We start from the raw sequence: 25,265 nt of genomic DNA, 5'->3' as shown, positions 1-25,265 counted from the left end.
AAAAGTAAGTTTAGGTGTTAGCGTGATTAAACACAAGACCAATACCAAGGAGTCACCCCATGATCGCGATTACCGGCGCCACCGGCCAACTGGGCCAACACGTTATTGAAACTTTGCTGAAAACCGTTCCTGCCAGCCACATTGTGGCCATTGTACGTAACCCTGCGAAAGCGACGGCGCTTAGCCAGCAGGGCATTACCGTTCGTCAGGCGGATTACAGCGATGAAGCCGCCTTTACAACTGCCCTACAGGGTATCGACAAGCTACTGCTGATCTCGTCGAGCGAAGTGGGACAACGCGCCCCACAGCATCGCAACGTAATTAACGCGGCAAAAGCTGCCCACGTGAAATTTATCGCCTACACCAGCCTGCTGCACGCTGACACCTCCCCGCTGGGGCTGGCTGATGAGCATGTGGCAACCGAGCAGATGCTGGCTGAATCCGGTATCGCCTACGCGCTACTGCGTAACGGCTGGTACACCGAAAACTATCTCGCCAGCGCACCGGCTGCTCTGGAACATGGCGTGTTTATCGGGGCTGCAGATGAAGGCAAAATTGCCTCAGCGACCCGCGCCGACTATGCCGCTGCCGCCGCGCGCGTCATCAGTGAAGACGGTCACGCCGGTAAAACCTATGAGCTGGCGGGCGACGCAGGCTGGATCCTGAGCCAGTTGGCTGCCGAGCTGGCAAAACAGAGTGGTAAAAAAGTGGTGTATCAGAACCTGAGCGAAGCTGATTTTGCCGCCGCGCTAAAAGGTGTAGGTCTGCCTGCCGGACTGGCGGACATGCTGGCTGACTCAGACACTGGCGCCTCCAAAGGCGGTCTGTTCGACGACAGCCATACGCTGAGCAAACTGATTGGTCGCCCGACCACATCGCTGGCTGACAGCGTCAAAGGCATCGTGTAAATGTTAAAAATTAGTTAATTGTGGTGGCATCCCCGCGCATCCTCTCTGATAATGACAGAATGATGCGTGGGGAGAGAAAACGTGCAAGGTGTACCTGAGCAGTTTATTGATGAGAAAGACAGCGCCCGCTTTCGCCATCTGGCGCAGGTGCCCGGCGTTGAGTTGTATCATGCGCATATCTCGCGTTACGCCTTTGAGCCGCACACTCATGAAGCGTTTGGTATCGGCGCGATAGAAGCCGGAGCCGAACGCTTTCGCTATCGCGGCACGCAGTACGTGGCCCCCGCCCAGTCCGTCGTCACCATGAATCCCGATGAGCTGCACACCGGCGAAGCCGAAACCGCCGACGGCTGGCGCTATCGGATGATCTATCTTGAACCCGATCTTCTGGAGGAGGTCACCGGGATCCGCCACTGGTGGTTCCATGACGTTACCCGTCACGATCCGCTGCGCTCGCGTCAGATCTGTTCATTGATCCACGGTCTGTGGAACACGGAAGATCCGCTGGCGCAAAAAGGATTATTACTCGATCTGATCGACACGTTCCAACCGCTGGCCCGCCATGCGCCGGTATTGCCGGAGGGGGCGCATCGCTTTGAACGAGTCCGCGAGTATCTGCACGATAACTATATGCACCCGGTCACGCTCGACGAACTGGCGCGGGTGGCATCGCTGAGTCCCTGGCATTTTCAGCGCCAGTTCAAATTGCATTTCCACGTCACGCCGCACCAGATGCTGATGGCGATCCGCCTGTGGCGAGCTAAAGGTTTTCTCACTCACGGTATGCCCGCCGCAGAGGTCGCCGCCGCAACCGGCCTCACCGACCAGTCGCATCTCACCCGCGCGTTTACCCATCGCTACGGCATTACGCCGGTGCGTTATCAGAAACAAGTCGTCCGGCGTTGATCAGCAATCTCATACAATACCGCGGCATTTTTCCTGCCTACACTCGATTTATTGTTAAGCGATGTGGATGTCAAAAATGATTAGCGGCGTGTTGTATGCCCTGCTGGCTGGGCTGATGTGGGGATTAATTTTTGTTGGGCCGCTGATCGTACCGGAATACCCGGCGGTGTTACAGTCGATGGGGCGTTATCTGGCGCTGGGGCTGATAGCGTTGCCGATCGCCTGGCTGGGGCGTGTGCGCCTGCGCCAGTTGACGCGTAAAGACTGGATAACGGCGCTGGCACTAACGATGATGGGTAACCTGGTCTATTACGTTTGTCTGGCAAGCGCCATCCAGCGCACCGGAGCACCGGTCTCAACCATGATAATCGGTACCTTGCCGGTGGTGATCCCTATCTTCGCTAACCTGCTCTATAGCCAACGCGACGGCAAATTATCATGGTGGCGTTTGTCGCCTGCGCTGGTGTTAATTGGCATGGGTCTGCTGTGCGTGAATATTTCGGAGCTGAATCAGGGCCTCCCCGACTTTAGCGGCTGGCGATATGGCTCTGGCATCGCGCTGGCGCTGATTTCGGTGGTGTGTTGGGCGTGGTATGCACTGCGTAATGCCCGCTGGCTACGCGAAAATCCGGATAAGCACCCAATGATGTGGGCGACGGCCCAGGCACTGGTGACGCTGCCTGTATCCCTGTTCGGTTATATTACCGCCTGCCTCTGGCTGAACGGGCAAACGCCGGACTTCGCTCTGCCCTTCGGCCCGCGTCCGGACGTGTTTATCGGCCTGATGATAGTCATTGCGGTCTTGTGTTCGTGGGTTGGCGCACTGTGCTGGAACGTCGCCAGCCAGAAGCTGCCGACGGTGATCCTCGGTCCGCTGATTGTGTTTGAAACACTGGCAGGCCTGTTGTACACCTTTATACTGCGCCAGGAATTTCCGCCGTTGCTGACGATAAGCGGCATTGCGCTGCTGATGGTTGGGGTAGTGATAGCCGTCAGAGCCAAGCCGCAGAAACCGAGCGTCGTCGTGGTACCACAATCATAATGTGCCGGATGGTGCTCCGCTTATCCGGCCTACTGGATAATATCTTGTAGGCCGGAGCAGACGTTAAACTTTAAACACCGCCACCGTCTGGTTCAACCGTGCGGCCTGCTCTTCGAGCGCGGCGGCAGCGGAAGCAGACTCCTCCACCAGTGAGGCGTTTTGTTGCGTGACGCGATCCATCTCAGCCACCGCCTGGCCTACCTGATCGATACCCCGACTCTGTTCATCAGAGGCCGACGCAATCTCGCCCATAATATCGGTCACGCGAGTCACGGCGCTGACAATTTCCGCCATCGTTTCACCCGCTTCATGAACCAGCGCTGTACCGGCATTGACCCGATTCCCCGAGTCATCAATCAGCGCCTTAATCTCTTTCGCTGCCTGAGCGCTACGCTGCGCCAGCGTGCGAACCTCGCCTGCAACTACTGCAAAGCCACGCCCCTGTTCACCCGCTCGCGCCGCTTCTACCGCCGCGTTCAGCGCCAGAATATTGGTCTGGAAAGCTATGCCGTCGATAACATTGGTAATTTGCGCGATTTTGCTGGAACTGGTAGCGATTTCATCCATAGTACGCACCACGCTATCAACCACTGTTCCGCCTTTTTGCGCCGTCTGTGAGGCGTTTTTTGCCAGACTGGTCGCCTGACGCGCGTTATCCGCATTCTGTTTCACGGTCGCGGTGAGTTGTTCCATGCTGGCAGCGGTCTCTTCCAGAGAAGCGGCCTGCTGCTCGGTACGTGAAGAGAGATCGTTACTGCCAACGGCAATTTCACCCGCACCGGTATAGATGGTGTCAGCCCCGTCACGCACTACGCTGACCGTATTCGCCAGCGCCTGCTGCATCTCGCGGACGTTGCCTGCCAGCAGCGCCATTTCATTACTGCCATCGGCGTTGATGCGGTGCGTCAAATCACCCGCGGCAATGTGGCGAATATGTGCCATCACTTCGTGGAGCGGCTTGAGTAACACTCGCTGCATCGCCAGCCAGCTGGCGATAATCACGCCGACAACAATTAGCATCACTGCGGACAGCAACCAGATTATCTTCTGATAATCACTTTCATTGTCCTGCACTCCGGCAGTGGCCAGCGCCGTTTGCGCGCTACGCCATTCCCGATAAACGGCCTGCATCGCCGTTTGCTTTTGCTCGGCATTCTGTTTGAACATCTCCTCCAGCTTACCTTCAGCCAGCAGCGCGTTCATTTTAGCCAGCGTTGCAGAATAGATACCGTACTGTTCTTCCAGTCGATCGGCCAGATGCTCATCCAGTCCCGGCGTTTCCGGCAAGGCGTAGTAGGTATCGTAATGCTCTTTCGATTCGGCCAACAGACGATTTGCCGTGTTCACCAGTTCCTTCAACTGACCACCATTGATATCGCTGGCCATCGTTCCCTGTAAACGCAGCATGCCCCTGTTGAGCGTAACACGAGCCTGGTTCAGGCTAATCCACGCATCGGTAAACTCAGCCACGTTCTGGCTGGAAAGCTGCGAGACGTTAAAGTTTTGTTTATCATTATTGAGCGCGCCAATAAACACGCCCGCGGAGATGAGCTGCATTGCGCCCAGGGCGAGTAACACAGTGATAAGTAAGGTTATCACTTTAATTCGTTTGAACATCTGTAGCCTTTTATTATGCAGGTATTGTCTGAGGTCTAACTATCGGCAGCGGCGTGCGCTTATTTAACACTGTCGCGTGGCTTTTTTCGCCGTCCCCCTCCTTTCCAATAAGATTCAGCACCTTAACGAAATAAGAAATTCTTGTGACATTCATCACAAAAAACCCCACCCCGAAAGGGTTATATCCTTCACCATAACTTGTATTTAAAATGCATCTTATATTATTGAGAATGAGGTAACGGCAATGTCTTATCGCGATCAACCTTTAGGTGAACTGGCGCTCTCTATTCCTCGCGCTTCGGCCCTGTTTCGTAAATACGATATGGATTACTGCTGCGGCGGTAAGCAAACGCTGGCACGCGCTGCCGCGCGTAAAGAGCTGGATGTCGAAGCCATCGAATCCGAACTGGCAAAACTCGCTGAGCAGCCGCTGGAAAAAGACTGGCGTACCGTGGCGCTGGCTGAAATCATTGACCATATCGTTGTGCGTTATCATGACCGACACCGTGAACAGCTGCCGGAACTGATTCTGCAGGCCACTAAAGTTGAACGCGTTCACGCAGACAAACCGAACGTACCGCGCGGTCTGGCGAAAAACCTGACCATGCTGCATGAAGAGCTGTCCAGCCACATGATGAAAGAAGAGCAGATCCTGTTCCCGATGATCAAACAGGGCATGGGTAGCCAGGCGATGGGGCCAATCAGCGTGATGGAAAGCGAGCATGACGATGCGGGTGAACTGGTGGAAGTAATCAAGCATATCACCCACAACGTGACGCCGCCGCCAGAAGCCTGCACCACCTGGAAAGCCATGTATAACGGCATTAACGAAATGATCGACGACCTGATGGAACACATCAGTCTGGAAAACAATGTGTTGTTCCCGCGTGCCCTGGCAGGTGAATAAAAAAGGCGCCCGAGAGCGCCTTCCTGAAGTCCGCATTCGGCCACTGTTTATGTGGCCTTTTTTGTGCCCGAGATGGCAACGCTTAACGCATACCTGCCATACGTTTCTTACCGATAAACAACCAGCCCAGACCCAGCGCGATGAACCACAGCGGTGTCACCATCAACGCCTGACGGGTATCATCTTCTAGCGTCAACAGCACAAGTACGAAGACGAAGAACGCCATACATACCCAGCACATCAGCTTGCCTAACGGCATCTTGTAGATTGATTTTTCATGCAGGTGCGGACGTTGCTTACGGTACACAAGGTACGAGCAAAGAATGATGGTCCAGACGAACATGAACAGAATCGCCGACACGGTAGTGATCATGGTGAACGCGCCAATTACGCTCGGGTTCACGTACAGCATCACCACGCCGCCCAACAGACAGATACAGGAGAAGGTTAAACCTTTCGCCGGAACTGCGCGTTTAGACAGCTTGGCAAACGCTTTAGGCGCAACGCCTTCCTGTGCCAGGCCGAACAGCATACGGCTTGTCGAGAACACGCCGCTGTTTGCAGAAGAGGCCGCTGAAGTCAGCACCACAAAGTTGATCAGGCTCGCTGCGGCAGGCAAACCAACCAGCACAAACAATTCAACAAATGGGCTCTTGGTTGGCACGACCGAGCTCCACGGCGTGACGGACATAATCACAATCAGCGCAAAAACGTAGAACATGATGATACGGATCGGAATCGAGTTAATGGCGCGCGGCAGAGATTTCTCCGGATCCTTGGTTTCCGCAGCGGTCGTTCCCACCAACTCAATACCCACAAACGCGAACACAGCTATCTGGAAGCCAGCAAAGAAGCCGCTCAGACCTTTCGGGAACCAGCCACCGTCATTCCACAGATGCGTAAATGATGCCTGAACGCCGGTTGGCGACTGGAAGTGCGTCAATACCATCACCAGACCGACGACGATCAGGCCGATGATGGCGACGATTTTGATCATCGCAAACCAGAACTCCATCTCCCCAAACATTTTTACGGTGGCGAGGTTGAGGCTCAGAAGCAGCACGATCACCGCCAGCGAGGCGACCCAGTCTGACAGCTCGGGGAACCAGAATTGTGCATACGCCGTAATGGCGACAACGTCCGCCATCCCGGTAACGACCCAGCAGAACCAGTAGGTCCAGCCGGTAAAATATCCGGCCCATGGCCCGAGCAGGTCGGAGGCGAAATCACTAAACGATTTGTACTCCAGATTCGAGAGCAGCAATTCCCCCATTGCCCGCATCACGAAAAACAGCATAAAACCGATGATCATATACACAAAGATGATCGACGGCCCGGCGAGGCTGATAGTTTTACCTGAGCCCATAAACAGGCCGGTGCCGATAGCACCACCAATGGCAATAAGTTGAATATGACGGTTTGTGAGATTGCGCCGTAGCGACTGTTCAGTCGATGCCTCTTCAGCGGCGTCGACTTTTACCTGATCTACCATGTTTTTTCTTCCTGTACCTGTCTGTGTTGTTCAGGCTCTACGGCCTTTAGTGTGTCGATGATACGACGATCCTGTTATCAGGACTCATCGATATTAGGTAAGAATTGGCGGGATGAATACTAAGATTTAGATATAATGTTAATTTAATGTTTAAAGTGAGTGTCATATCACTCTGATAGCGCGAAACAGTTCACAAAAATACACGCTGATGCGGCATTTGCAAGATAAAATCTCGACATCGACGTAACAATAGCTTTTCACGCTATTTTTTTGCTCCCCCCGGCCTCGGGGGGAACAGAGTTCACTGCTTACAGGATCTCAAGCAGCTCAACGTCGAACACCAGCGTACTGAACGGAGGGATGGACGCGCCAGCGCCACGCTCGCCGTAAGCCAGTTCCTGAGGAATAGTCAGTTCCCATTTGGAACCTACCGGCATCAGGGTCAGCGCTTCAATCCAGCCTGGGATAACGCCGTTAACCGGGAATTCAGCCGGCTCACCGCGTGCGACAGAACTATCAAACACGGTACCGTCGATCAGTTTACCGGTATAGTGAACGCGAACGCGGTCAGTACGCGCCGGAATAGCACCTTCGCCCTGAGTCAGAACGCGGAACTGTAAACCGGATTCAGTGCTGTTCACACCCTCTTTCTCACGGTTTTCTTCCAGATATTTGACGCCATCAGCCGCCATAGCCTGGAAACGCTCGCGACGTACTGCATCAGCACGTTCGTGGATTTCACGCAGTGCGCGATGCACAACATCGACCGGCACTGCCGGGTGCTTACCTTCCAGCGCGTCAGCGATACCCGCTACCAGCGCTTCAGGCAACAGTCCTTCCAGTCCGGATTCGCTCAGCTGTTGTCCTACCTGCAAACCAATGCCGTAGCTTGCTTGCGCTTCGATAGTGTCAAAAGTCGGGTTAGCCATCATATTTCCTTTCATCGGATGTAAAGTAGCGGGCAGCATATCAGCCATGCCGCATCCGGTAAAACTTTGTCTCGGGAACAGATGACAAATCGCGAGGAAACATAAACAATAGGAATATCCCGCGTTGACGTCACGAAAGCGGGTAATATGACGAACATCATAGCGTTAGCCATCTATACTCTATGATCGAGGAACGAGACGCGGAGCAGGAGGAAAGCCATGCCCGGGCGCTTTGAATTAAAACCAACCCTGGCGAAAATCTGGCATGCACCGGACAATTTTCGCATTATGGACCCGCTACCGCCTATGCACCGACGCGGCATTATTATTGCTGCTATCGTGCTGGTGATCGGTTTCCTGCTTCCTTCCAGTGACACGACTGATGCCCCTGTGGTGACGCGTACTGCCCAACTGGATTTACAGTCACAGTCGCAACCGCCAACCGAGGCTCAGCTTCAGGCACAGTTAGTGGCCCCGCAAAACGATCCCGGCCAGGTCGCTCCGGTTGCACCGGAACCGATTCAGGAAGGAGAACCGGACGCGCAGCCGCAGGTTCAGCAATCTCAGCCGCAGACGCAACCTTTCCAACAGGATAACGGAATTGAGCAACAGTGGCGTTCTTATCGCGTCGACTCGGGCAAAACGCTGGCCCAGGTCTTCCGTGACCATAACCTCCCACCAACCGATGTGTATGCAATGGCGCAGGTTGAAGGTGCAGGAAAACCGCTAAGTAATCTGAAAGACGGTCAGATGGTGCAGATCAGGCAGAATGCCAATGGCGTGGTGACCGGGTTAACCATCGATACCGGTAATGGCCAGCAGGTACTGTTTACCCGCCAGCCGAACGGCAGTTTTATTCGCGCCCGTTAAGCAGCACACATGTAAGCCTGATAAGCACAGCACCATCAGGCATCAAGGTGAAGCATCAGCGCTTCACCTTATTCACCCACCAGATCCCTGAACAAACCAGCACCAGCGCCAGCGCATATTTCCATTCGAGAATGTTTTCGCCGAGGAATATCGCCGACAGCACCGCTCCCGAAACCGGGATCAGAAAGTTAAACGGCGCAATCATCCCCACGCGGTTATGCTTGAGCAGAATACTCCACAAGGCAAAGGCGACCGAAGAGAGTAACGTCAGGTAGCCCAGAATCGCCACTGAAGATGCGCCATGTAAGGTCAACGAGCCCCCAAAAGCGTAGCCGCCGATAACCAGCGCCAGACCGCCACCGCCCAGTTGATACCCCGTCATTACCGTCGGATCTACCGTCTGAGAAATGCGTTTACCGTATAACGTGGCGGCCGAAAGAATAAAGGCGGCCATCACCACTGAACCGTCACCTAACAGGCTGAAACTAAAATCCATTCCGCTGCTAAAGTTCACCACCATCACCCCAGCAAAGCCGAGGATACAGCCCAGCGCTTTGTTGTAGCTCAGTTTGTCATTATGGTAGATAAAATGGGCCAGCAGCACGCTGAAGAAGGTCCCGGTCGCATTCATGATGGAGCCTTTTACCCCCGTCGTGAACGCCAGGCCAATATAGAAGAAGATGTATTGCAGCGAGGTTTGCGTCAATCCCAACAGCGTGAGCTGACCGTATTGACGCGGGCTTAACCGGCCAATCGGTTTACGCTGCGCCATCGCCAACAGTAGCAGCAATAATCCCGCAAACAGGAAGCGATAGCCGGCAAAGACAATTTTTGAGGGAATATCATCCGTGGCAATCTGGAAGATCTCATATCCGCTTTTTATCGCCGGATAGGCGCTCCCCCACAGCAGGCAGCAAAACGCCGCGCTCAGGTAGACAACATTTTTACGCGCAAACAGAGGTTGGTGCGTTGGTTCCATTCCATCACCACTTTGAAATAATGTTTTATTTTTGTGATTATCCCGAAAAGGATAAAGAATAGCCAGAGCAAAAAGCGGGGGGAAACAGAAAAGCAAAACGCCGGCACAGGGCCGGCGCTTTTACGCGGTTATCAGAATAAAAACTTATTCTGCAACTACGTTTACAGTCAGCTTAGCAAACACTTCGCTGTGAACCTGGAAGCTCACTTCGTGCTCACCAGTGGTACGCAGAACACCGTTCGGCAGACGAACTTCGCTCTTAGCAACTTCAACGCCAGCTGCAGTTACAGCGTCAGCGATGTCGCGAGTACCGATGGAACCGAACAGTTTACCTTCGTCGCCAGCTTTAGACGCGATGGTTACGGTTTCCAGTGCGTTGATTTTCTCAGCACGAGCTTCAGCAGCGGACAGAACGTCAGCCAGTTTAGCTTCCAGCTCAGCGCGGCGCGCTTCGAAAAATTCAACGTTTTTCTTGGTAGCAGGAACAGCTTTACCCTGTGGTACCAGGAAGTTACGAGCATAGCCCGCTTTAACGTTAACCTGATCACCCAGGCTACCCAGGTTTGCTACTTTATCAAGCAGAATAACTTGCATTACCTTATCCTCTCAAAGTCGTATTAATGGACCGTGACCGATTACTGATGACGATCAGTGTACGGCAGCAGGGACAGGTAGCGAGCGCGTTTGATAGCGCGAGCCAGCTGACGCTGGTATTTTGCACGGGTACCGGTGATACGGCTTGGGACAATCTTACCGCTTTCGGTGATGTAGTTTTTCAGCGTAGCGATATCTTTATAGTCGATCTCTTGAACGCCTTCCGCGGTGAAACGGCAGAACTTGCGACGACGGAAATAACGTGCCATATGGCTAGTCTCCAGAATCTATCAATTCAATCTGCTCGGCATGCAGAACCATTTTGCTCAGGCCGTTCTTTGCCTTGTGGCAAGAGATGAACCCCTGAACGGTCACTGCGCTACCGACCGTTATACTGTGAGTAATGGCCTGGTTTTCGTGTCCGCTAATAATAACGGGCATTTGGCACCACGCCTGCCGGTGAAACCCGGCTTCCTCCTGCACAGAACGATGCTCAAGCACGAACTGGCAATGAGGAATTCCTGATGGACTGACCTTTCGAAGGGGAGCCCTGCACACGGTGCCGGACAACGCCAGACGGTTGGTCATCAGAAATTACTCTTCAGAATCCCCAGCTTCAGCATCATCTGCGGTTTCGTTAGCGAAATCATCGCGACGCTCACGGCGCTCGTCTTTCGCTTTAACCATCGGAGATGCTTCGGTAACAGCGTGTTTAGTACGCATAACCATGCTGCGGATAACGGCATCGTTGAAGCGGAAGGTAGTTTCCAGCTCATCGATCACTTCCTGCGGCGCTTCAACGTTCATCAGAACGTAGTGAGCTTTGTGCAGTTTGTTGATCGGGTAAGCCAGCTGACGGCGGCCCCAGTCTTCCAGACGGTGGATCGTGCCTTCTGCACCAGTGATGGCAGCAGTGTAGCGTTCGATCATACCCGGAACCTGTTCGCTCTGGTCAGGATGGACCATAAAAACGATTTCGTAATGACGCATCGAATTGCTCCTTACGGATTATTCAGCCTCCTGTCTGGGTCAGCCGAGGCCCATGGAGGCAAGGAACGTGTTAAAGGTCGGCTGAAAAATGACGCGTCATAATACTGGGGTCAGCCGCTAAACTCAAGGTGATTGTACGATTATTTACCATGCCGCAATTAATACATATCAAGCAGCATTTTGATGCTGATACAAATGGAGACAACGACAATCATCGGCCGGATAACTTTCTTCCCGCGCGTCAGTACCACCGTCGCGCCAAGACGTGCGCCAAGGGACTGACCAGCAAACATCACCAGCCCCAGCGACCAGATCATTTTACCGCCGAAAATGAAGAACAGAATCGAGGCGATGTTCGACGCCAGGTTGATAAAATTCGAGTGAATTTGCGCCTTATCGATGCTGTATCCCCACAGCAGGATGTAGCAGAGCGTATAAAAGGAGCCTGCTCCGGCACCGAGAAAACCATCATAAAACCCAATTCCTCCCCCGCAGATCAACGAGAAGAGAAACAGGGATACCTGCTGCTTTCTTTTCGGTTCGCTAAGATTAGGCGCAGAAATAAAGTAGATGGCGACCGCAATAATCAGGATCGGCAGCAGTTTCTTCAACACTTCTGGTTCAATAAACTGGATAAGCGTCGTGCCCAACGCAGAACCGATAAAGGCAGATAAAAAGACATATTTGTGTTCCTGCACATTAATATGTCCCCGGCGTAAAAAGTAAATTCCGGAGGTCAGCGAGCTGCCCAACGCCTGAATTTTATTGGTTGCCAGCGCATTGGCGGGGGGTAAACCAGAAATTAAGAGAGCGCCAATAGAGAGAAAACCACCGCCGCCCGACACTACATTAATAAAGCCTGCCACCAGCGCGACCATAAACATAATCACAAAGTAGCTGAAATCCATGAATGAAGTATCCATAAGTTTTTGCCTTATTATCATAAAGTTATATTAATTATCCGGCTCACTATAAACGGCGTACTCACCCGATTAAATTGACTATTTGGTAAGAGCTTATGCGCGCGAGGCAGGTATTTTTAACCGCAGCGGAAGGCTTCAGCTGATTGTTAATTAAAGAAAAGATGGCTTTGCGGTAATTTTTTGAACAACTGCATCAGAAATGGTCGCTATCGACTGCGCCGGGAGCGGTTAAAATTAAATCAGAAGTTATCCACTCACAGGAGAGAGCTAACCAGAGACCGCAATCGAGGAGGTACATATGCGAGCCCGTATTTTGCCCCTTCTGGCTGTACTTTTGCTCAGTGCAAATGCAACGGCAGCCATCAAAATTGACAATCATCAGGCCAGGAATATGGATGATGTGCAGAGCTTAGGCGTTATTTACATAAATCATAACTTCGCCACTGAAAGTGAAGCCACTCAGGCCCTGAATGAAGAAACCGATGTACAAGGCGCAACCTACTATCACGTGATCCTCACCAGGGAACCCGGTAGTAACGGAAATATGCATGCCAGTGCAGATATTTATCGCTAGCACCAGAAATAACCAACGAGAATATTGCCACAGTTTGATTTGCCCCCTTATCGGGGGCTTTTTTTTGCAAAAAAGTCCTGAAGCCAGACCGATCTCATCCCCATGAAGAGTTGGCTCCGGAACGTTTTTTTCTTACTTCTGGCCGTAATAGGCATTTGGGCCGTGCTTTCGCATGAAGTGCTTATTCATCAGGTAACTGTCGATGGGGCTGAGCGCCGGGTTAATGCCACGCGCAATCCACGCCATTTTCGCCACTTCTTCCATGACCACCGCGTTGTGTACCGCATCGTGAGCATCTTTACCCCAGGCAAACGGACCGTGCTGATACACCACAATACCCGGCGAATGTAATGGTTCTACATTGCCCAGCGTTTCAACGATCACCTTGCCAGTATTCAGCTCATACTCGCCCTGCACTTCTTCTTCCGTCAATGCCCGGGTACAGGGAATATCGCCAAAGAAGTAGTCCGCGTGAGTGGTTCCCAGAGCCGGGATCGCCAGCCCTGCCTGCGCCCAGGCAGTGGCATGAGTAGAGTGCGTATGCACGACTCCGCCCAGCGACGGATAACGCTGGTAGAGCGCCAGGTGGGTGGCGGTATCGGAAGAAGGACGAAAGCCGCCTTCTATCACCTTCCCTGACATATCGACCACCACCATATCATCAACAGTCATGTGCTCATAGGCGACACCACTGGGCTTGATCGCTACCAGCCCACGTTCACGGTCGATGGCACTGACGTTACCCCAGGTAAATGTCACCAGCCCGTAGCGTGGCAGATCCATATTGGCTTCAAAAACCTGCTGTTTAAGTTTTTGCATTACACCGCCTCCATCAGACCTGCGCTGGCCATACGCGCTTTCACCCAATCGCGCGCTTTCGCGACTTCACGTACCGGATCGTCCGCTGTTTCACTCCACATCTCAATCAGGTATGGCCCGCAGTATCCACTCTGTTTGAGCGTCACAAAACAACGCTCGAAATCAACGATCCCTTCACCAAACGGCACATTTTTGAATACACCTGGTTTAGTATCCTTCACGTGTACCGCGACGATATGGCCTACCCCAGCCTGCAGCTCCATCTGCACGTCGTTGTCCCACGCCGACAAATTACCAATATCGGGATACAGCTGGAACCACGGATTGTTGAGATAGTGAGCATAACCCAGCGCCTTGCTGATCGAATTCATCAGCGGATAATCCATGATTTCCATCGCCAGCGTCACCTGCGCACGGCTCGCCATCTCCACGCTCTCTTTTAGTCCATCGCGAAACCGACGACGCGTTTCGTTATTGGCCTGCTGGTAATAGACGTCGTAACCCGCCAGTTGAATAACGCGAATACCGATATCCTGCGCAAACTGAATGGCTTTACGCATAATCTCCAGCCCCTGTTCGCGCACCCGATCATCTTCGCTGCCAAGCGGGAAACGACGGTGGGCGCTCAGGCACATGGACGGTACGCGTATCCCGGTTTCGGCGATAGCCGCCACCAGCGCCAGTCGCTGCTCGCGACACCAGTCAAGGCGCGCCAGGCGTGCGTCGGTTTCATCAACCGACATTTCGACAAAGTCAAAGCCCAGTTCCTTCGCCAGTTGCAAGCGTTCCAGCCAGCACTCCCCGCCAGGGAGCGCTTTTTCATAAATACCGAGCGGGACCTCTTTCGACAGCATAGCCGCTCCTTATCCCCACAGCTGGGCGATGGAACGTTTGAACTGACGTGCGACCTCAACCGGAGAAGCGGCGTCGCGAATGCTGCGACCAGCGATAAAGACGTGAATCGGGATCCCCTGGAACAACGGCAGGTCCTCCAGCGCCAGACCGCCGGTCACGGTAACTTTAAAGCCCATATTGGCCAGACGCTTGATCGCGCTGATATCCGCCTCTCCCCACGCCACGCCTGCCGCCTGCGCATCACGACTGCGGTGATAGACAACTTGCCCAATACCCGCGTCACGCCACTCCTGCGCCTGCTCCCAAGTCCAGTAGCCGGTCAGTTCAATCTGTACGTCACCGTTAAATTCTTTCGCCACCGCCAGAGCACCCTTGGTGGTGTTGATATCGGCACAGCAGATGACGGTTACCCAGTCTGCGTTGGCTTCGAAACACATGCGGGAGAGGATTTTGCCCGCGTCGGCAATTTTAGCGTCCGCCAGCACAATTTTATGCGGGTAAAGCGCCTTCAGATCGCGAACGGCACGAACGCCCTCTGCCACGCAAAGAATAGTACCCACCTCAATGATATCGACCTCTTCGGCAATCAGACGCGTCGTTTCATACGCGGAAGACATTGATTGGTTGTCCAGCGCAACCTGCAACATAGGTAATGACATTTTGGTATCCTTTTAAACAGCCGCCGCGGTGGCGTTATCAATTAAATCCAGCACTTCCTGCGCGGTGCAGCAGGCGCGTAAACGGTCGAAATTGGCTTCGTCGTCAAACAGATTCACGATCTGCATGATGCCTACTTCCTGATGCGTGTTGGCATCAACTGCCGCCATCGTTATCAGGATATCGACCGGGTCGTTATCTTCGTGGTTAAACACCAGCGGAGTTTTCAGCGTTACCAGCGCGAAGCCCGTTTTTTTGACGCCTTCTTCCGGGCGACCGTGCGGCATCGCCAGACCGGGTGCGATCACAAAGTACGGACCAAACTGCTCGACTCCGTCGAGGATCGCCTGGTAGTAACGTGGTTCAACCACATCAGCCTTAACCAACAGATCCACGCCAAGCTTTACCGCTTCCTGCCAGGTGCTGGCCTCAGCCTGTAAAAGGATTGAATTATTGTCTGCCAGCGAATCACGTAATTTCATGGCGTGTCCTTACTTCACGTCCTGTGGGAAATGCGCTTTGATCACTTCCAGCAGTTTTGGTCCAAAATCGGCGGGAGACAGCATGTTGCGCACGCCGACAACATATTTATTGCCAGATACGGTAATCTCGCCGGCAATATGGGTAGAGGCGATGATGATATCTGCGCCGCTCAGTTCACTTTTGTATTCCCCCACGGCACAGCTGTTTACCGTATGGTCGATATTTGACTGGGTTAAAAACTGATCCACCTTCATTTTCATGATCATGGAACTGCCCTGCCCATTGCCACATACAGCCAGAATACGTACGGTCATAATCGGAACTCCTTTTTAAGCAGAGTGTTCTGCCAGTTGTTTTTCTGTGTCTTCCTCAGCGCGCAACGTGCGCCCTGCGAAAAACATATAAGCCAGTGCAATCAGAAGAATGACGACCATAAACACGATGCCGATGGAGGCGAAACCCTGCATCATCGGCGGCGCCAGAATTGACCAGTCCGCCATGCCCATCCAGGCGCTCATACCGGTAAGCTTCACCGCCCAGACGCAGCCGAAGATTTCGATCATCCCCATCACCAGGCAAATCTTGAGCGCCGCTCGCCAGCCGCCAAAGTGATTAGCAAATACGCCAATAGTGGCGTTCGAGAAGAACATCGGGATAAAGCCTGGGATAATCAGGATGGAGGAGCCGCAGCCCACAAGAATGCCCACTGCTATCAGTTGGCCAATGGTGCCCCACATAAAACCCCAGACCACCGCGTTAGGAGCAAAGCTATAAATCGCCGCGCAGTCGATGGCCAGCACCGCGCCGGGAATCAAACGCTGAGAGATACCGTTGAACGCTTCTGAAAGTTCAGCAACGAACATGCGTACGCCCTGGGTGATGATGAAAATAGCGACGGCGAACGAAAAACCAGTTTGCAAGATATAGACCGTCCAGTGGGTTTTACCCGCCATCGCCTGAACCACATCAATGCCAAAAGAGAGCAGGATAGCGCCGAAGAAAATGGTCATCACAATCGCGGTAGAAACGATGTTGTCATGGAAGATATTCAGCCAACCTGGCAGCTTGAGATCTTCCACGCTCTCCTCTTTCTTACCTAAGTAAGGCGCGACTTTGTAGGCAATCCACGAGGCAAACTGCTGCTGGTGACCGATGGAAAAACCGCAACCGTCGGTCACTTCCTGGGTAGGCTTGTACATCATATTAGAGGTAATGCCCCAGTAGAGCGACACCAGCACCGCTGTACAGATGATGGTCGTCCACATGGAATAGCCAAAGATGTAGAAAGAAACGGCGATCAGGCCCGCCTGCTGGAACATGATGTGCCCGGTCAGCATGATGGTGCGAATACCGGTAATCCGCCGTAGCAGTACGTAACAAATGTTTAGCGCCAGCGCCAACAGCACGGCATACCCTACCCAGCTATAGGCATCCCCCATACGTTCGATGGTTGCCATCATGGAAGCATAGGTATCGGAAATCGCACCGTTGATACCGTAAACCTCGGACATCTTCGCCACCACCGGTTTGAACGTGCTGGTGAGAATGCCAGACCCCGCCTGCAGCAGCATAAAACCGATAATCGTTTTGATCGTGCCTTTAATGATAACGCTGACACTTTTACGCAACAGGATATAGCCAAGACAGGTCACAATACCCAGCAACAGCGGGGCGTTGGTCATAACCTGATTAAAAAAGACGGTAAAGATGTTGTAGAGGATCTCCATAACGATCTCCAGTAGACGAAGTTGCCGGGCTTTCCAGATGCCCAGGATGTTGTCCACTCACTGTAATTTTCAAAAGTAATCACAACAAGATTAAATTTGATTAAATGTGATGCAGTACGCAAATAATTACCACATTTAAAGAGTGGATAATTAAGCAGTGCGACGAAAAATACTCAATGTTAATTAAATCAATAAATTACAATAAACCCCATAGCGTAAAACCACCTAAAATCATTACATTACCTTTTCTGTCATTGGTGCAAAGCTCAAAAATCCCCCATTGCCAATATGAAAAAATAATGTCAGGATTAATCAAAACAAATCACACATTGATTCAATTTGATTAAACCTGAAGGTAAATGCGATGAGTAAAGTAAAAAGCATCACGCGTGAATCATGGATCCTGAGTACATTCCCGGAGTGGGGAAGCTGGCTGAATGAAGAGATCGAACAGGAACAGGTTGCACCAGGCACTTTCGCTATGTGGTGGCTTGGCTGTACCGGAATTTGGCTGAAGTCAGAGGGCGGGACTAACGTCTGCGTCGATTTTTGGTGCGGTACGGGTAAACAGAGTCACGGTAACCCGCTGATGAAAACCGGCCACCAAATGCAACGTATGGCAGGGGTGAAAAAACTGCAGCCGAATCTGCGCACCACACCGTTTGTTCTTGATCCGTTTGCCATTCGACAGATCGATGCGGTACTCGCGACGCACGATCATAACGATCACATCGATGTGAATGTTGCGGCAGCCGTCATGCAGAACTGCGCCGACGACGTGCCGTTTATCGGACCACAAACCTGCGTGGATCTATGGATCGGTTGGGGCGTACCAAAAGAACGCTGCATCGTAGTGAAACCGGGCGACGTTGTTAAAGTAAAAGATATTGAGATTCACGCGCTCGACGCGTTTGATCGTACGGCATTAATCACCTTGCCTGCAGATCAAAAAGCGGCAGGCGTGCTGCCGGATGGTATGGATGCCCGCGCGGTAAACTACCTGTTCAAAACGCCGGGGGGGACGCTGTATCACAGCGGAGACTCACACTACTCCAACTATTATGCAAAACATGGCAACGAGCACCAGATTGACGTCGCGCTTGGATCCTACGGTGAGAATCCGCGTGGGATTACCGACAAAATGACCAGCGCCGACATGCTGCGTATGGCTGAAGCGCTGAATACGAAAGTGGTGATCCCCTTCCATCATGACATCTGGTCAAACTTTCAGGCTGACCCTCAAGAGATCCGCGTCCTGTGGGAGATGAAAAAGGATCGGCTGAAGTATGGCTTTAAGCCATTCATCTGGCAGGTAGGCGGCAAGTTCACCTGGCCGCTGGACAAAGATAACTTTGAATATCACTATCCGCGCGGCTTTGATGACTGCTTCACCATTGAACCAGATTTACCGTTTAAATCCTTCCTGTGATCCACACAAAATGCCGGGTCATCCCGGCATTTTTCCCTTTTACTTTAGTATTTCCAGGCTATTTCAAATATCATCTTTTCAAATCAATTTGTATCGGAATAGCTCATGACTGAAGCACAAAGACATCAAATATTGCTGGATATGCTGGCGCAGTTGGGCTTTGTTACCGTTGAGAACGTGATTGAGCGTCTGGGGATTTCACCCGCAACGGCCCGTAGGGACATCAACAAACTCGACGAAAGCGGCAAACTCAAGAAAGTCCGCAACGGCGCAGAAGCTATTACGCAGCAGCGTCCGCGCTGGACGCCAATGAATTTGCACCAGGCGCAGAACCACGATGAAAAAGTACGTATTGCCAAGGCGGCATCCCAGCTTGTGAATGCGGGTGAAAGTGTGGTGATCAACTGCGGATCGACCGCTTTCCTGCTGGGTCGTGAAATGTGCGGCAAGCCAGTGCAGATCATCACCAATTATCTGCCGCTGGCAAATTATCTGATCGACCAGGAGCATGACAGCGTGATCATCATGGGCGGGCAATACAACAAAAGCCAATCCATCACGCTTAGCCCGCAAGGCAGTGAAAATAGCCTGTATGCCGGACACTGGATGTTTACCAGCGGTAAAGGGTTGACCGCGGACGGACTGTATAAAACCGATATGCTGACTGCGATGGCCGAGCAGAAGATGCTTAACGTGGTGGGCAAACTGGTGGTACTGGTCGACAGCAGTAAGGTCGGTGAACGCGCGGGGATGCTGTTCAGCCGCGCCGATCAAATCGATATGCTCATTACCGGTAAAAACGCGAACCCTGAAATTCTGCAACAGCTTGAAGCTCAGGGCGTAAGCATTATGCGCGTTTAAAGGTGCTGGCGAAAAAATGTTACCGTCGCAGCCAGCGCTTCAGGCGTAATGCGATGGCGCACGCCCGCTTCCCACAGGCAGGTCAGATTATTGTCCAACCCTGCCTGAATCAGCGCCTGCTGTAAGCGGTAGGTTTCAACCGCCGGTACCACATCGTCTTCTTGTCCATGCCACAGCAGCAATGGTCTATCGGCCAGACGTTGCAGTTGATGCGTAACATCCCATTCGGCTAGCGGATCAATAACGGCATCGAACTCTGCCTGCTGCTCTGGCGTCTGGACCTGCAAAGGAGGAAAAAGCGTATGCGCAAGACGGGTGAAATAGCCTGAACCCATCAGGCTGGCTACACATTTAACCTCAGTGTGGCGAGCCATAATGCCCAACGCCGTCATTCCCCCCATGGATGCTCCCGCAACAGCAAGTCGTTCATCTGATAACCAATTTTCCGCCACCAGCGCCGCACGTAACGTCGTAAATTCCTGCATGTTTTGCTGCAATATATTCCAGAAGCGGAACATTCGCTCCTGAGCATTACCGTTAAAGCGGACACCATGGTCGGGCGCATCTGGCATGACGACGCGAAATCCGGCCTGAGCCAGAGCAACGGCAAAATAACTGTAGACCAGACTTGAAGATGTAAATCCGTGGTAGAAGATAATGCATGGGAGTGAACTTTCACACTTGCCTGCCGGAACGGCGTGCAGGACAGGGATACCAGCCAACTGTCGTGTTTCAATTTCGATCATTTGTCGCCTCTTTCTTTCTGGTATGCCATGCAGCAATACTTAACGCAAGCGAATGTGTTCGGCAATGATTCATAATGTTGAGAACTGGGTTACGCTTTCACAACATTTTCATTCGAAAATCGCGTGAGAGATAACAATTCGGGAACATTCCCCTAAAGGGAAATTGATAAGGCACTACACTATGGATATCAGGAAACGAGATAGAGTTATGCGTCAGTTTGCCTCTTTATTGTTGGTGGTGTTTTTAAGCGCCTGTAGCGTGCTACAGGGAACTCCGCAACCCGCACCACCCGTTGCCGACCACCCGCAGGAGATTCGCCGTGACCAAAGTAATGGGTTACAGCGAATAGGGACGGTTAGCTCGCTGGTAAGAGGCTCTCCGGATGATGCGCTGGCAGAGATCCGTGCCAAAGCCGTCGCGGCTAAAGCTGATTACTACGTGGTTTTATTAGTGGATGAAACCATCGTGACAGGCCAATGGTATTCACAGGCAATTTTGTATCGTAAATAACATTGGGTTGAAATTTAGTCAGCTTTACATTGCTTTGCGCCCCTATGCGTTTACCTGTGCACAATAAACCAACAGCAGGAAGCTTGCGGTTTATTATCGCGATGGAATGCCCTGCCGTGTGTAGGGGGACGAATAATGGAGCTGACGATGAAACAAACACTTGCCTTATCCTCACTGCTGCTTTCTGCCGGACTGGTAGGTACTACGGCGCAGTCTGCCGAGTTCGCCAGTGCTGACTGCGTTACGGGCCTGAACGAAATTGGCCTGATCTCTGTCAGTAACATTGCTGGGAATCCGCAGGATGTAGAACGTGTAATCGCGTTAAAAGCGGATGAACAAGGTGCCTCATGGTATCGGATCATTCAAATGTACGAAGACCAGCAGCCCGATAACTGGCGCGTACAGGCCATACTTTATGCGTAACAGATTGCCGGATGGCGTAAACTTATCTGACCTGGACTGAGCGTAGGCATGATAAGACGCGCCCGCGTCGCCATCAGGCAAGTTATTACCGTAATCCCCCCGTTGCCCGCAGGAGCAAATCGTTCAGCACCTGTTCAGACAATCGTAGTCCGCCCCGCGTATCGAGCATCATTTGACACCAGGCCTGCGCCACTGGCGGAGAGGCATAGCGCAACATCTGTGCCCCGCAGCCGAGCAAGAACAGTTGCTGCGTAATCTCCCGTCCCAACTCCTCGCTGGGTTTACGTAAACGTTGCTGTAGCTGACGTACCATTCGATCGTAATGCCGATCTTGCCCCTTTACCTCCGCAAAAGCTTCGCTGAGCATATCGTAGATGCCAGGTTGTTTTGTCAGTACCCGCAATACATCAAGGCACATAATGTTACCGGAGCCTTCCCAAATACTGTTTACCGGCATCTCACGATACAGCCGCGGCAGCTCGCTCTCCTCGCAATAGCCAATCCCGCCCAGCACTTCCATCGCCTCTGCCACAAACGGCATACCGGCCTTGCAAATGGAGAATTTCGCTGCTGGCGTAAACAACCTGGCCCACAGCGCTTCTTTGACATCAGCACGACGGTCCCAGGCCCGCGCCAGTCGGAACAATAACGCCGTCTGTCCTTCTAACTGGAGCGCCATTCGACCTAATACCTGACGCATCATCGGTTGTTCAATCAATGCCTTACCAAAAACCTGTCGCTGATGCGCATGGTAAATCGCGACGGAAAAAGCACGCCGCATCATGCCGTGACTGCCGAGCGCGCAGTCAAAACGCGTCATCCCGCCCATTTTCAGGATATGGCGGATACCTTCCCCTTCGTCACCCAATAGCCAACCAATCGCATCGTGGAATTCAACCTCGCAGCTGGCGTTGGATCGGTTGCCTAACTTATCTTTGAGTCGTTCAAAACGAATCGCATTCCGGCTCCCATCAGGTAAAAATCGCGGTACAAAAAAGCAGGATAAACCGCCCTTTGCCTGAGCCAACACCAAATGGGCATCGCTTTGCGGCACGGAGAAAAACCACTTATGTCCGACCAGCCGATACGCGCCGTCTGTAAGACGTTCTGCCTGAGTGGTATTGCTCAGCACATCTGAACCACCCTGCTTTTCGGTCATTCCCATGCCGATTAGCAGCCCACGCTTTTGCCCTCCGGGCAGTAAATGCGAGTCATAACGGTCGCTTAGCAGCGGCGTCAACCAGTCGCGAAATTGTGCAGGTAACATTTGGATCAACAGCGGCGTGGCGGCAAACGTCATAGTCACCGGACACAACGTACCCGCTTCCACCTGTGCATGCAGCATGAAGCGGGCCGCCCGGGCAACAAATGTTCCCTGCCTCGCGTCTTCTTCCCAGGCCAGATTATGTACGCGGTTGGCGCACAATCCCTGCATCAGCATATGCCAGGCTGGATGAAAACGCACATCATCCAACCGCTGCCCCTGCGGGTCGTAGCGCAACAGTTCCGGTGGATAAGCGTTAGCCAACCGACCCAATTCGAGCGACTCGGCAGTCCCTAACTGCTGACCAATACTGGCGAGAAGATCGCTGTCCCAGGCCGCGCCTTCGCGATTGACCGCTTCGCACAGAGCCCCATCCGACAGGTACAAATTGCTGTTATTGAGCGGTACAGGTTGGTTAAAAACGGTATGCGTTTGCCAGTGCATTGTGTCTCCCTCCGTCAATGGCCCTCGCCTTAAGTATGGTCAGAACCTCATTATTCGCGACGGAGGGAGATCACAAAAGTGCGGTTAGCCCGCAATATAGTGAGGGACGAAACGAGAAGTATCTTTAGTGATCAACGTATTGTCCTCGCGGATCCCCATACCACAGGCTTCATCATCCACGATCCAACTGCCGATCAGCGTATAGCTGTCGCCAAAGTGCGGTAATGGCTGAAATGCCTGATAGATCATCGGCTCTTCGGCGTAGTCCCCCTCAGCATGTTCAACGACCTGCTGCTGACCATTAAAAATGGTGACGTTTCCCCCCTCCCGAGAAAATATCGGTTTGCGCACATAACTTTTACCAGCCGCAATTTGTGGCGTTTCACCATCAAACCAGGCGGGAAGCAGATTAGGATGGTTGGGAAAAAATCGCCACAGCAAAGGCATCAGCCCTTTATTGCTGAGCACACTCTTCCACAACGGCTCAACCCACTGTTCTCGGCGATGGCGCAGTAAGGGACCATTTTCATCGCGCATCATCCACTCCAGGGGATAGAGCTTAAAGGCGCGACGAACGACGTTATCGTCCAGATCCGTGAGCACGCCGCCGACGCCAAGCCCCAGTTCTTCGACATAAATAAATCGTGACTTTTGCCCAGCCTGCTGCGCGCAATCCTGTAAATACAATACCGTGGTCCGATCTTCATCGGTATCTTCGCAGCAGCAGAAATAGAAGGGCTCGGGACTATAAAGCTCAGCAAAACGAGAGATCAGCCGCTCCTGAATAGCGTTGTACTGGTCGGCATCGCGCGGGATCACTCCGCTACGACGCGCATCTTCCAGCCATAACCACTGGAAATACGCGGACTCGTAGAGCGACGTTGGCGTATCGGCGTTGTACTCCAGCAGCTTGACCGGGGCGTTATTCCCGCACCAGACAAAATCCATGCGGCCATACAGCGAAGGATCGCGATCGCGCCAGCTTTCGGCAATCACATCCCAGTACAGGGGCGGGATCGCCAGTTGCTGCATAATCTGTTCGTCTTTAACTGCCCGCTCGACGACATCCAGACACATCTGGTGCAATTCTGCGGTAGGCTTTTCGATCTGCTCTTCCACTTGCCTGAGCGTAAAGCGGTATGCCCGACTCTCATCCCAGTAGATTTCGTCATCGATAATATGAAAATCGAAACCATGATCGTAGGCGATCCTGTCCAGAGCGGGGCGCACAGGGACATCATGTCGCAGCATCGTTAACCTCCCCAGTGCCCGCGTGCGCTGGACGAACGTCCGTAGCCACCGCGTGAAACTGTCGAGACTTTTTTCGTCGTATAGCTATGGCTGGTTGCGGTATCACTCTTTCCGCTACCGGAACGCCAACTGTAATCTCCGGAAGGCGTACGCCAGACCGGGCGTGAAGCATAAGAAGAACCGCCGCTGCTGTAGACATACTGCTCGTCGCGATCCTTACGAATAATGCGGCTGAGTAAAAAACCGGTGAATACCGGCACCCAGCTTTGATCGGTGCTATCGAGATAGCAGTCACCAAACTGCGTCTGACAACTCTCCTTGCTCATTTGCTTCGGCAGATCAGCGTAAAACTCTGATTTCGCATTGTTCCAGCCATCGGCACAAACGGTGGCGCTATTGCCACCGTCAATGCATTCGTTCACCGTGGAGTAAAAGGTACCGTCACCGTCGTTATCGGTATTATCGTCGTCTGTGCATCCTTTAAGGATAAAAAATGCCGCTCCGCCCATAATGGCCAACGTCAGATATTTTCCGCTGTAGCGGCTGCGTTTTTTTGCAAAAGGATCGACCGGGCGTCCGATTCGCGTGATGGAGGAATGCCCTGACGTCCTGTTTTTGTTTCCGGATTTGCGTATTCTTGCCATGATCGTCCATTACCATGTCATGCAGGCGGCGTTAAAAATGCCCCCCGCCAGGGCAGCGGTCCCCATAAACATTCCCGCTGCGGTATTGTGATTAATAATTTTCTCACTCAGTGCTGGCATGTATAAACGCACGCCGCCGTAGATAATGAGTTGAATTACCAGCGCAATTGCCCCCCAACAAAAATAATCCGGGATGCTAACAGCATTTATTGCCGCGCTGGATAACGGAATAACGTAGCCCAGCAATGTACCGCTAAAGGCCAGCGATGCTGCCGTATTATTATTTTTAATCAGCTGCCATTCATTGTGCGGTGTAATCTTTGAATAGATGATAAGAAAAATTATCACCATGGCTGCACCAATAAAAAAATAGGCGCAAAAAGCCAGTAATGAATCCAGTATATGCATTGTAACCATCCC

Annotated in this window: 30 protein-coding genes; 10 read left to right on the top strand and 20 right to left on the bottom strand. The window is 52.5% G+C overall.

Annotated elements, in window-relative coordinates; genetic code table 11:
• The first annotated feature begins 59 nt into the window (after positions 1-59).
• From OGX99_RS01785 to OGX99_RS01775, 3 genes are all read left to right on the top strand, one after another.
• Positions 60-908 (top strand): SDR family oxidoreductase, encoded by an 849-nt coding sequence (locus OGX99_RS01785; protein ID WP_286542405.1) that lies wholly within the window; start codon positions 60-62, stop codon positions 906-908.
• Between the two features lie 81 nt (positions 909-989).
• Positions 990-1,814: an AraC family transcriptional regulator gene (locus OGX99_RS01780; RefSeq protein ID WP_151224470.1), complete on the top strand. Its 825-nt coding sequence runs from the start codon at positions 990-992 to the stop codon at positions 1,812-1,814.
• 76 nt (positions 1,815-1,890) lie between these two features.
• Positions 1,891-2,856: a DMT family transporter gene (locus OGX99_RS01775; RefSeq protein ID WP_286542743.1), complete on the top strand. Its 966-nt coding sequence runs from the start codon at positions 1,891-1,893 to the stop codon at positions 2,854-2,856.
• A 63-nt stretch (positions 2,857-2,919) separates the two neighbouring features.
• Here the strand turns inward: OGX99_RS01775 and OGX99_RS01770 are convergent, their stop codons facing one another.
• Positions 2,920-4,473, bottom strand: coding sequence for a methyl-accepting chemotaxis protein (locus OGX99_RS01770; RefSeq protein ID WP_286542401.1), 1,554 nt, complete (start codon positions 4,471-4,473; stop codon positions 2,920-2,922).
• Between the two features lie 244 nt (positions 4,474-4,717).
• Between OGX99_RS01770 and ytfE the strand changes: the two genes are divergently transcribed.
• Positions 4,718-5,380, top strand: coding sequence for an iron-sulfur cluster repair protein YtfE (gene ytfE, locus OGX99_RS01765; protein ID WP_151217382.1), 663 nt, complete (start codon positions 4,718-4,720; stop codon positions 5,378-5,380).
• A gap of 82 nt (positions 5,381-5,462) precedes the next feature.
• Here the strand turns inward: ytfE and cycA are convergent, their stop codons facing one another.
• The gene (gene cycA, locus OGX99_RS01760; RefSeq protein WP_151217380.1) at positions 5,463-6,872 is read right to left on the bottom strand and encodes a D-serine/D-alanine/glycine transporter; all 1,410 of its coding nucleotides are present in this window, start codon (positions 6,870-6,872) and stop codon (positions 5,463-5,465) included.
• 308 nt (positions 6,873-7,180) lie between these two features.
• Complete coding sequence (bamJ, locus tag OGX99_RS01755) at positions 7,181-7,801, bottom strand: BamJ family beta-barrel-assembly machinery protein (protein WP_003025685.1); 621 nt, start codon at positions 7,799-7,801, stop codon at positions 7,181-7,183.
• 219 nt (positions 7,802-8,020) lie between these two features.
• Here bamJ and OGX99_RS01750 point away from each other — a divergent pair, with 219 nt between their 5' ends.
• A complete protein-coding gene (locus OGX99_RS01750) occupies positions 8,021-8,671 on the top strand; it encodes a LysM-like peptidoglycan-binding domain-containing protein (RefSeq protein WP_151224468.1) in 651 nt (216 codons plus the stop codon).
• Positions 8,672-8,726: 55 nt separating this feature from the next.
• Here the strand turns inward: OGX99_RS01750 and OGX99_RS01745 are convergent, their stop codons facing one another.
• From OGX99_RS01745 to OGX99_RS01720, 6 genes are all read right to left on the bottom strand, one after another.
• On the bottom strand, positions 8,727-9,650 hold the full coding sequence (locus OGX99_RS01745) for a DMT family transporter (protein ID WP_187253612.1): 924 nt from the start codon (positions 9,648-9,650) through the stop codon (positions 8,727-8,729).
• Between the two features lie 144 nt (positions 9,651-9,794).
• Positions 9,795-10,244, bottom strand: a complete 450-nt coding sequence (rplI, locus tag OGX99_RS01740; protein WP_003025676.1) for a 50S ribosomal protein L9 — start codon at positions 10,242-10,244, stop codon at positions 9,795-9,797.
• A gap of 41 nt (positions 10,245-10,285) precedes the next feature.
• A complete protein-coding gene (gene rpsR, locus OGX99_RS01735) occupies positions 10,286-10,513 on the bottom strand; it encodes a 30S ribosomal protein S18 (RefSeq protein ID WP_000135199.1) in 228 nt (75 codons plus the stop codon).
• Between the two features lie 4 nt (positions 10,514-10,517).
• Complete coding sequence (priB, locus tag OGX99_RS01730; protein WP_003025674.1) at positions 10,518-10,832, bottom strand: primosomal replication protein N; 315 nt, start codon at positions 10,830-10,832, stop codon at positions 10,518-10,520.
• Between the two features lie 6 nt (positions 10,833-10,838).
• Positions 10,839-11,234: a 30S ribosomal protein S6 gene (rpsF, locus tag OGX99_RS01725; protein ID WP_003025672.1), complete on the bottom strand. Its 396-nt coding sequence runs from the start codon at positions 11,232-11,234 to the stop codon at positions 10,839-10,841.
• 158 nt (positions 11,235-11,392) lie between these two features.
• Complete coding sequence (locus OGX99_RS01720; RefSeq protein WP_151217375.1) at positions 11,393-12,157, bottom strand: TSUP family transporter; 765 nt, start codon at positions 12,155-12,157, stop codon at positions 11,393-11,395.
• 298 nt (positions 12,158-12,455) lie between these two features.
• Here OGX99_RS01720 and yjfY point away from each other — a divergent pair, with 298 nt between their 5' ends.
• A complete protein-coding gene (yjfY, locus tag OGX99_RS01715) occupies positions 12,456-12,731 on the top strand; it encodes a DUF1471 family protein YjfY (RefSeq protein WP_151224466.1) in 276 nt (91 codons plus the stop codon).
• Positions 12,732-12,863: 132 nt separating this feature from the next.
• Here the strand turns inward: yjfY and OGX99_RS01710 are convergent, their stop codons facing one another.
• Genes OGX99_RS01710 through ulaA form a run of 6 tightly spaced genes read right to left on the bottom strand, consistent with a single transcriptional unit; the run spans position 12,864 to position 17,272 of the window.
• Positions 12,864-13,550 (bottom strand): L-ribulose-5-phosphate 4-epimerase, encoded by a 687-nt coding sequence (locus OGX99_RS01710; protein ID WP_187253610.1) that lies wholly within the window; start codon positions 13,548-13,550, stop codon positions 12,864-12,866.
• The gene (locus OGX99_RS01705) at positions 13,550-14,404 is read right to left on the bottom strand and encodes an L-ribulose-5-phosphate 3-epimerase (RefSeq protein ID WP_151224465.1); all 855 of its coding nucleotides are present in this window, start codon (positions 14,402-14,404) and stop codon (positions 13,550-13,552) included. The genes OGX99_RS01710 and OGX99_RS01705 overlap by 1 nt, the downstream gene beginning before the upstream one ends.
• A gap of 9 nt (positions 14,405-14,413) precedes the next feature.
• Positions 14,414-15,064, bottom strand: a complete 651-nt coding sequence (locus tag OGX99_RS01700; RefSeq protein ID WP_286542398.1) for a 3-keto-L-gulonate-6-phosphate decarboxylase UlaD — start codon at positions 15,062-15,064, stop codon at positions 14,414-14,416.
• Between the two features lie 12 nt (positions 15,065-15,076).
• Positions 15,077-15,544: a PTS ascorbate transporter subunit IIA gene (gene ulaC / locus OGX99_RS01695; protein WP_151217366.1), complete on the bottom strand. Its 468-nt coding sequence runs from the start codon at positions 15,542-15,544 to the stop codon at positions 15,077-15,079.
• A 9-nt stretch (positions 15,545-15,553) separates the two neighbouring features.
• Positions 15,554-15,859 carry a PTS ascorbate transporter subunit IIB gene (gene ulaB / locus OGX99_RS01690; RefSeq protein ID WP_003025655.1) on the bottom strand — a complete coding sequence of 102 codons (306 nt, stop codon included), beginning with the start codon at positions 15,857-15,859 and terminating at the stop codon, positions 15,554-15,556.
• A 15-nt stretch (positions 15,860-15,874) separates the two neighbouring features.
• Entirely contained in the window at positions 15,875-17,272 is a 1,398-nt protein-coding gene (ulaA, locus tag OGX99_RS01685; RefSeq protein WP_252838516.1) for a PTS ascorbate transporter subunit IIC, read from the bottom strand.
• A 364-nt stretch (positions 17,273-17,636) separates the two neighbouring features.
• Between ulaA and ulaG the strand changes: the two genes are divergently transcribed.
• Both ulaG and ulaR read left to right on the top strand, forming a co-directional pair.
• Positions 17,637-18,701, top strand: a complete 1,065-nt coding sequence (gene ulaG / locus OGX99_RS01680) for an L-ascorbate 6-phosphate lactonase (RefSeq protein ID WP_151217362.1) — start codon at positions 17,637-17,639, stop codon at positions 18,699-18,701.
• A gap of 105 nt (positions 18,702-18,806) precedes the next feature.
• Positions 18,807-19,562, top strand: a complete 756-nt coding sequence (gene ulaR, locus OGX99_RS01675; RefSeq protein ID WP_003025646.1) for an HTH-type transcriptional regulator UlaR — start codon at positions 18,807-18,809, stop codon at positions 19,560-19,562.
• On the opposite strand, the gene yjfP is transcribed toward ulaR, so the two are convergent.
• Positions 19,559-20,308 carry an esterase gene (yjfP, locus tag OGX99_RS01670; RefSeq protein ID WP_252838493.1) on the bottom strand — a complete coding sequence of 250 codons (750 nt, stop codon included), beginning with the start codon at positions 20,306-20,308 and terminating at the stop codon, positions 19,559-19,561. The genes ulaR and yjfP overlap by 4 nt on opposite strands.
• 181 nt (positions 20,309-20,489) lie before the next feature.
• On the opposite strand from yjfP, the gene bsmA reads away from it, so the two are divergent.
• On the top strand, positions 20,490-20,819 hold the full coding sequence (gene bsmA, locus OGX99_RS01665; RefSeq protein ID WP_286542396.1) for a biofilm peroxide resistance protein BsmA: 330 nt from the start codon (positions 20,490-20,492) through the stop codon (positions 20,817-20,819).
• 147 nt (positions 20,820-20,966) lie between these two features.
• Positions 20,967-21,242 carry a DUF1471 family protease activator YjfN gene (gene yjfN / locus OGX99_RS01660; protein WP_151217356.1) on the top strand — a complete coding sequence of 92 codons (276 nt, stop codon included), beginning with the start codon at positions 20,967-20,969 and terminating at the stop codon, positions 21,240-21,242.
• An 85-nt stretch (positions 21,243-21,327) separates the two neighbouring features.
• Here the strand turns inward: yjfN and OGX99_RS01655 are convergent, their stop codons facing one another.
• From OGX99_RS01655 to OGX99_RS01640, 4 genes are all read right to left on the bottom strand, one after another.
• The gene (locus tag OGX99_RS01655; protein ID WP_151224461.1) at positions 21,328-22,950 is read right to left on the bottom strand and encodes an isovaleryl-CoA dehydrogenase; all 1,623 of its coding nucleotides are present in this window, start codon (positions 22,948-22,950) and stop codon (positions 21,328-21,330) included.
• Positions 22,951-23,034: 84 nt separating this feature from the next.
• A complete protein-coding gene (locus OGX99_RS01650; RefSeq protein WP_151217354.1) occupies positions 23,035-24,201 on the bottom strand; it encodes a glutathionylspermidine synthase family protein in 1,167 nt (388 codons plus the stop codon).
• Positions 24,202-24,203: 2 nt separating this feature from the next.
• Entirely contained in the window at positions 24,204-24,845 is a 642-nt protein-coding gene (locus OGX99_RS01645) for a DUF1190 domain-containing protein (protein WP_187259217.1), read from the bottom strand.
• 9 nt (positions 24,846-24,854) lie between these two features.
• The gene (locus tag OGX99_RS01640; protein WP_006686318.1) at positions 24,855-25,253 is read right to left on the bottom strand and encodes a DUF350 domain-containing protein; all 399 of its coding nucleotides are present in this window, start codon (positions 25,251-25,253) and stop codon (positions 24,855-24,857) included.
• Positions 25,254-25,265: the final 12 nt, after the last annotated feature.

The sequence above is a fragment of the Citrobacter sp. Cu096 genome (assembly GCF_030332285.1).
Taxonomy (GTDB): Bacteria; Pseudomonadota; Gammaproteobacteria; order Enterobacterales; family Enterobacteriaceae; genus Citrobacter; species Citrobacter meridianamericanus.
The sequence above is the reverse complement of the archived record's forward strand: the minus strand, read 5'-3'. Positions and strand labels throughout refer to the sequence as shown.

Excerpts from the sequence above, each read along its gene's own strand:
- rpsF (WP_003025672.1), bottom strand. The coding sequence starts at position 11,234 with ATGCGTCATTACGAAATCGTTTTTATGGTCCATCCTGACCAGAGCGAA.
- priB (WP_003025674.1), bottom strand. The coding sequence starts at position 10,832 with ATGACCAACCGTCTGGCGTTGTCCGGCACCGTGTGCAGGGCTCCCCTT.
- OGX99_RS01700 (WP_286542398.1), bottom strand. The coding sequence starts at position 15,064 with ATGTCATTACCTATGTTGCAGGTTGCGCTGGACAACCAATCAATGTCT.
- ulaB (WP_003025655.1), bottom strand. The coding sequence starts at position 15,859 with ATGACCGTACGTATTCTGGCTGTATGTGGCAATGGGCAGGGCAGTTCC.
- OGX99_RS01750 (WP_151224468.1), top strand. The coding sequence starts at position 8,021 with ATGCCCGGGCGCTTTGAATTAAAACCAACCCTGGCGAAAATCTGGCAT.
- rplI (WP_003025676.1), bottom strand. The coding sequence starts at position 10,244 with ATGCAAGTTATTCTGCTTGATAAAGTAGCAAACCTGGGTAGCCTGGGT.
- OGX99_RS01650 (WP_151217354.1), bottom strand. The coding sequence starts at position 24,201 with ATGCTGCGACATGATGTCCCTGTGCGCCCCGCTCTGGACAGGATCGCC.
- OGX99_RS01645 (WP_187259217.1), bottom strand. The coding sequence starts at position 24,845 with ATGGCAAGAATACGCAAATCCGGAAACAAAAACAGGACGTCAGGGCAT.
- OGX99_RS01640 (WP_006686318.1), bottom strand. The coding sequence starts at position 25,253 with ATGCATATACTGGATTCATTACTGGCTTTTTGCGCCTATTTTTTTATT.
- cycA (WP_151217380.1), bottom strand. The coding sequence starts at position 6,872 with ATGGTAGATCAGGTAAAAGTCGACGCCGCTGAAGAGGCATCGACTGAA.
- OGX99_RS01785 (WP_286542405.1), top strand. The coding sequence starts at position 60 with ATGATCGCGATTACCGGCGCCACCGGCCAACTGGGCCAACACGTTATT.
- OGX99_RS01775 (WP_286542743.1), top strand. The coding sequence starts at position 1,891 with ATGATTAGCGGCGTGTTGTATGCCCTGCTGGCTGGGCTGATGTGGGGA.
- rpsR (WP_000135199.1), bottom strand. The coding sequence starts at position 10,513 with ATGGCACGTTATTTCCGTCGTCGCAAGTTCTGCCGTTTCACCGCGGAA.
- OGX99_RS01710 (WP_187253610.1), bottom strand. The coding sequence starts at position 13,550 with ATGCAAAAACTTAAACAGCAGGTTTTTGAAGCCAATATGGATCTGCCA.
- ulaA (WP_252838516.1), bottom strand. The coding sequence starts at position 17,272 with ATGGAGATCCTCTACAACATCTTTACCGTCTTTTTTAATCAGGTTATG.
- OGX99_RS01745 (WP_187253612.1), bottom strand. The coding sequence starts at position 9,650 with ATGGAACCAACGCACCAACCTCTGTTTGCGCGTAAAAATGTTGTCTAC.
- yjfN (WP_151217356.1), top strand. The coding sequence starts at position 20,967 with ATGAAACAAACACTTGCCTTATCCTCACTGCTGCTTTCTGCCGGACTG.
- OGX99_RS01770 (WP_286542401.1), bottom strand. The coding sequence starts at position 4,473 with ATGTTCAAACGAATTAAAGTGATAACCTTACTTATCACTGTGTTACTC.
- ytfE (WP_151217382.1), top strand. The coding sequence starts at position 4,718 with ATGTCTTATCGCGATCAACCTTTAGGTGAACTGGCGCTCTCTATTCCT.
- yjfP (WP_252838493.1), bottom strand. The coding sequence starts at position 20,308 with ATGATCGAAATTGAAACACGACAGTTGGCTGGTATCCCTGTCCTGCAC.
- ulaR (WP_003025646.1), top strand. The coding sequence starts at position 18,807 with ATGACTGAAGCACAAAGACATCAAATATTGCTGGATATGCTGGCGCAG.
- ulaC (WP_151217366.1), bottom strand. The coding sequence starts at position 15,544 with ATGAAATTACGTGATTCGCTGGCAGACAATAATTCAATCCTTTTACAG.
- bamJ (WP_003025685.1), bottom strand. The coding sequence starts at position 7,801 with ATGGCTAACCCGACTTTTGACACTATCGAAGCGCAAGCAAGCTACGGC.
- OGX99_RS01655 (WP_151224461.1), bottom strand. The coding sequence starts at position 22,950 with ATGCACTGGCAAACGCATACCGTTTTTAACCAACCTGTACCGCTCAAT.
- yjfY (WP_151224466.1), top strand. The coding sequence starts at position 12,456 with ATGCGAGCCCGTATTTTGCCCCTTCTGGCTGTACTTTTGCTCAGTGCA.
- OGX99_RS01720 (WP_151217375.1), bottom strand. The coding sequence starts at position 12,157 with ATGGATACTTCATTCATGGATTTCAGCTACTTTGTGATTATGTTTATG.
- ulaG (WP_151217362.1), top strand. The coding sequence starts at position 17,637 with ATGAGTAAAGTAAAAAGCATCACGCGTGAATCATGGATCCTGAGTACA.
- OGX99_RS01705 (WP_151224465.1), bottom strand. The coding sequence starts at position 14,404 with ATGCTGTCGAAAGAGGTCCCGCTCGGTATTTATGAAAAAGCGCTCCCT.
- bsmA (WP_286542396.1), top strand. The coding sequence starts at position 20,490 with ATGGATATCAGGAAACGAGATAGAGTTATGCGTCAGTTTGCCTCTTTA.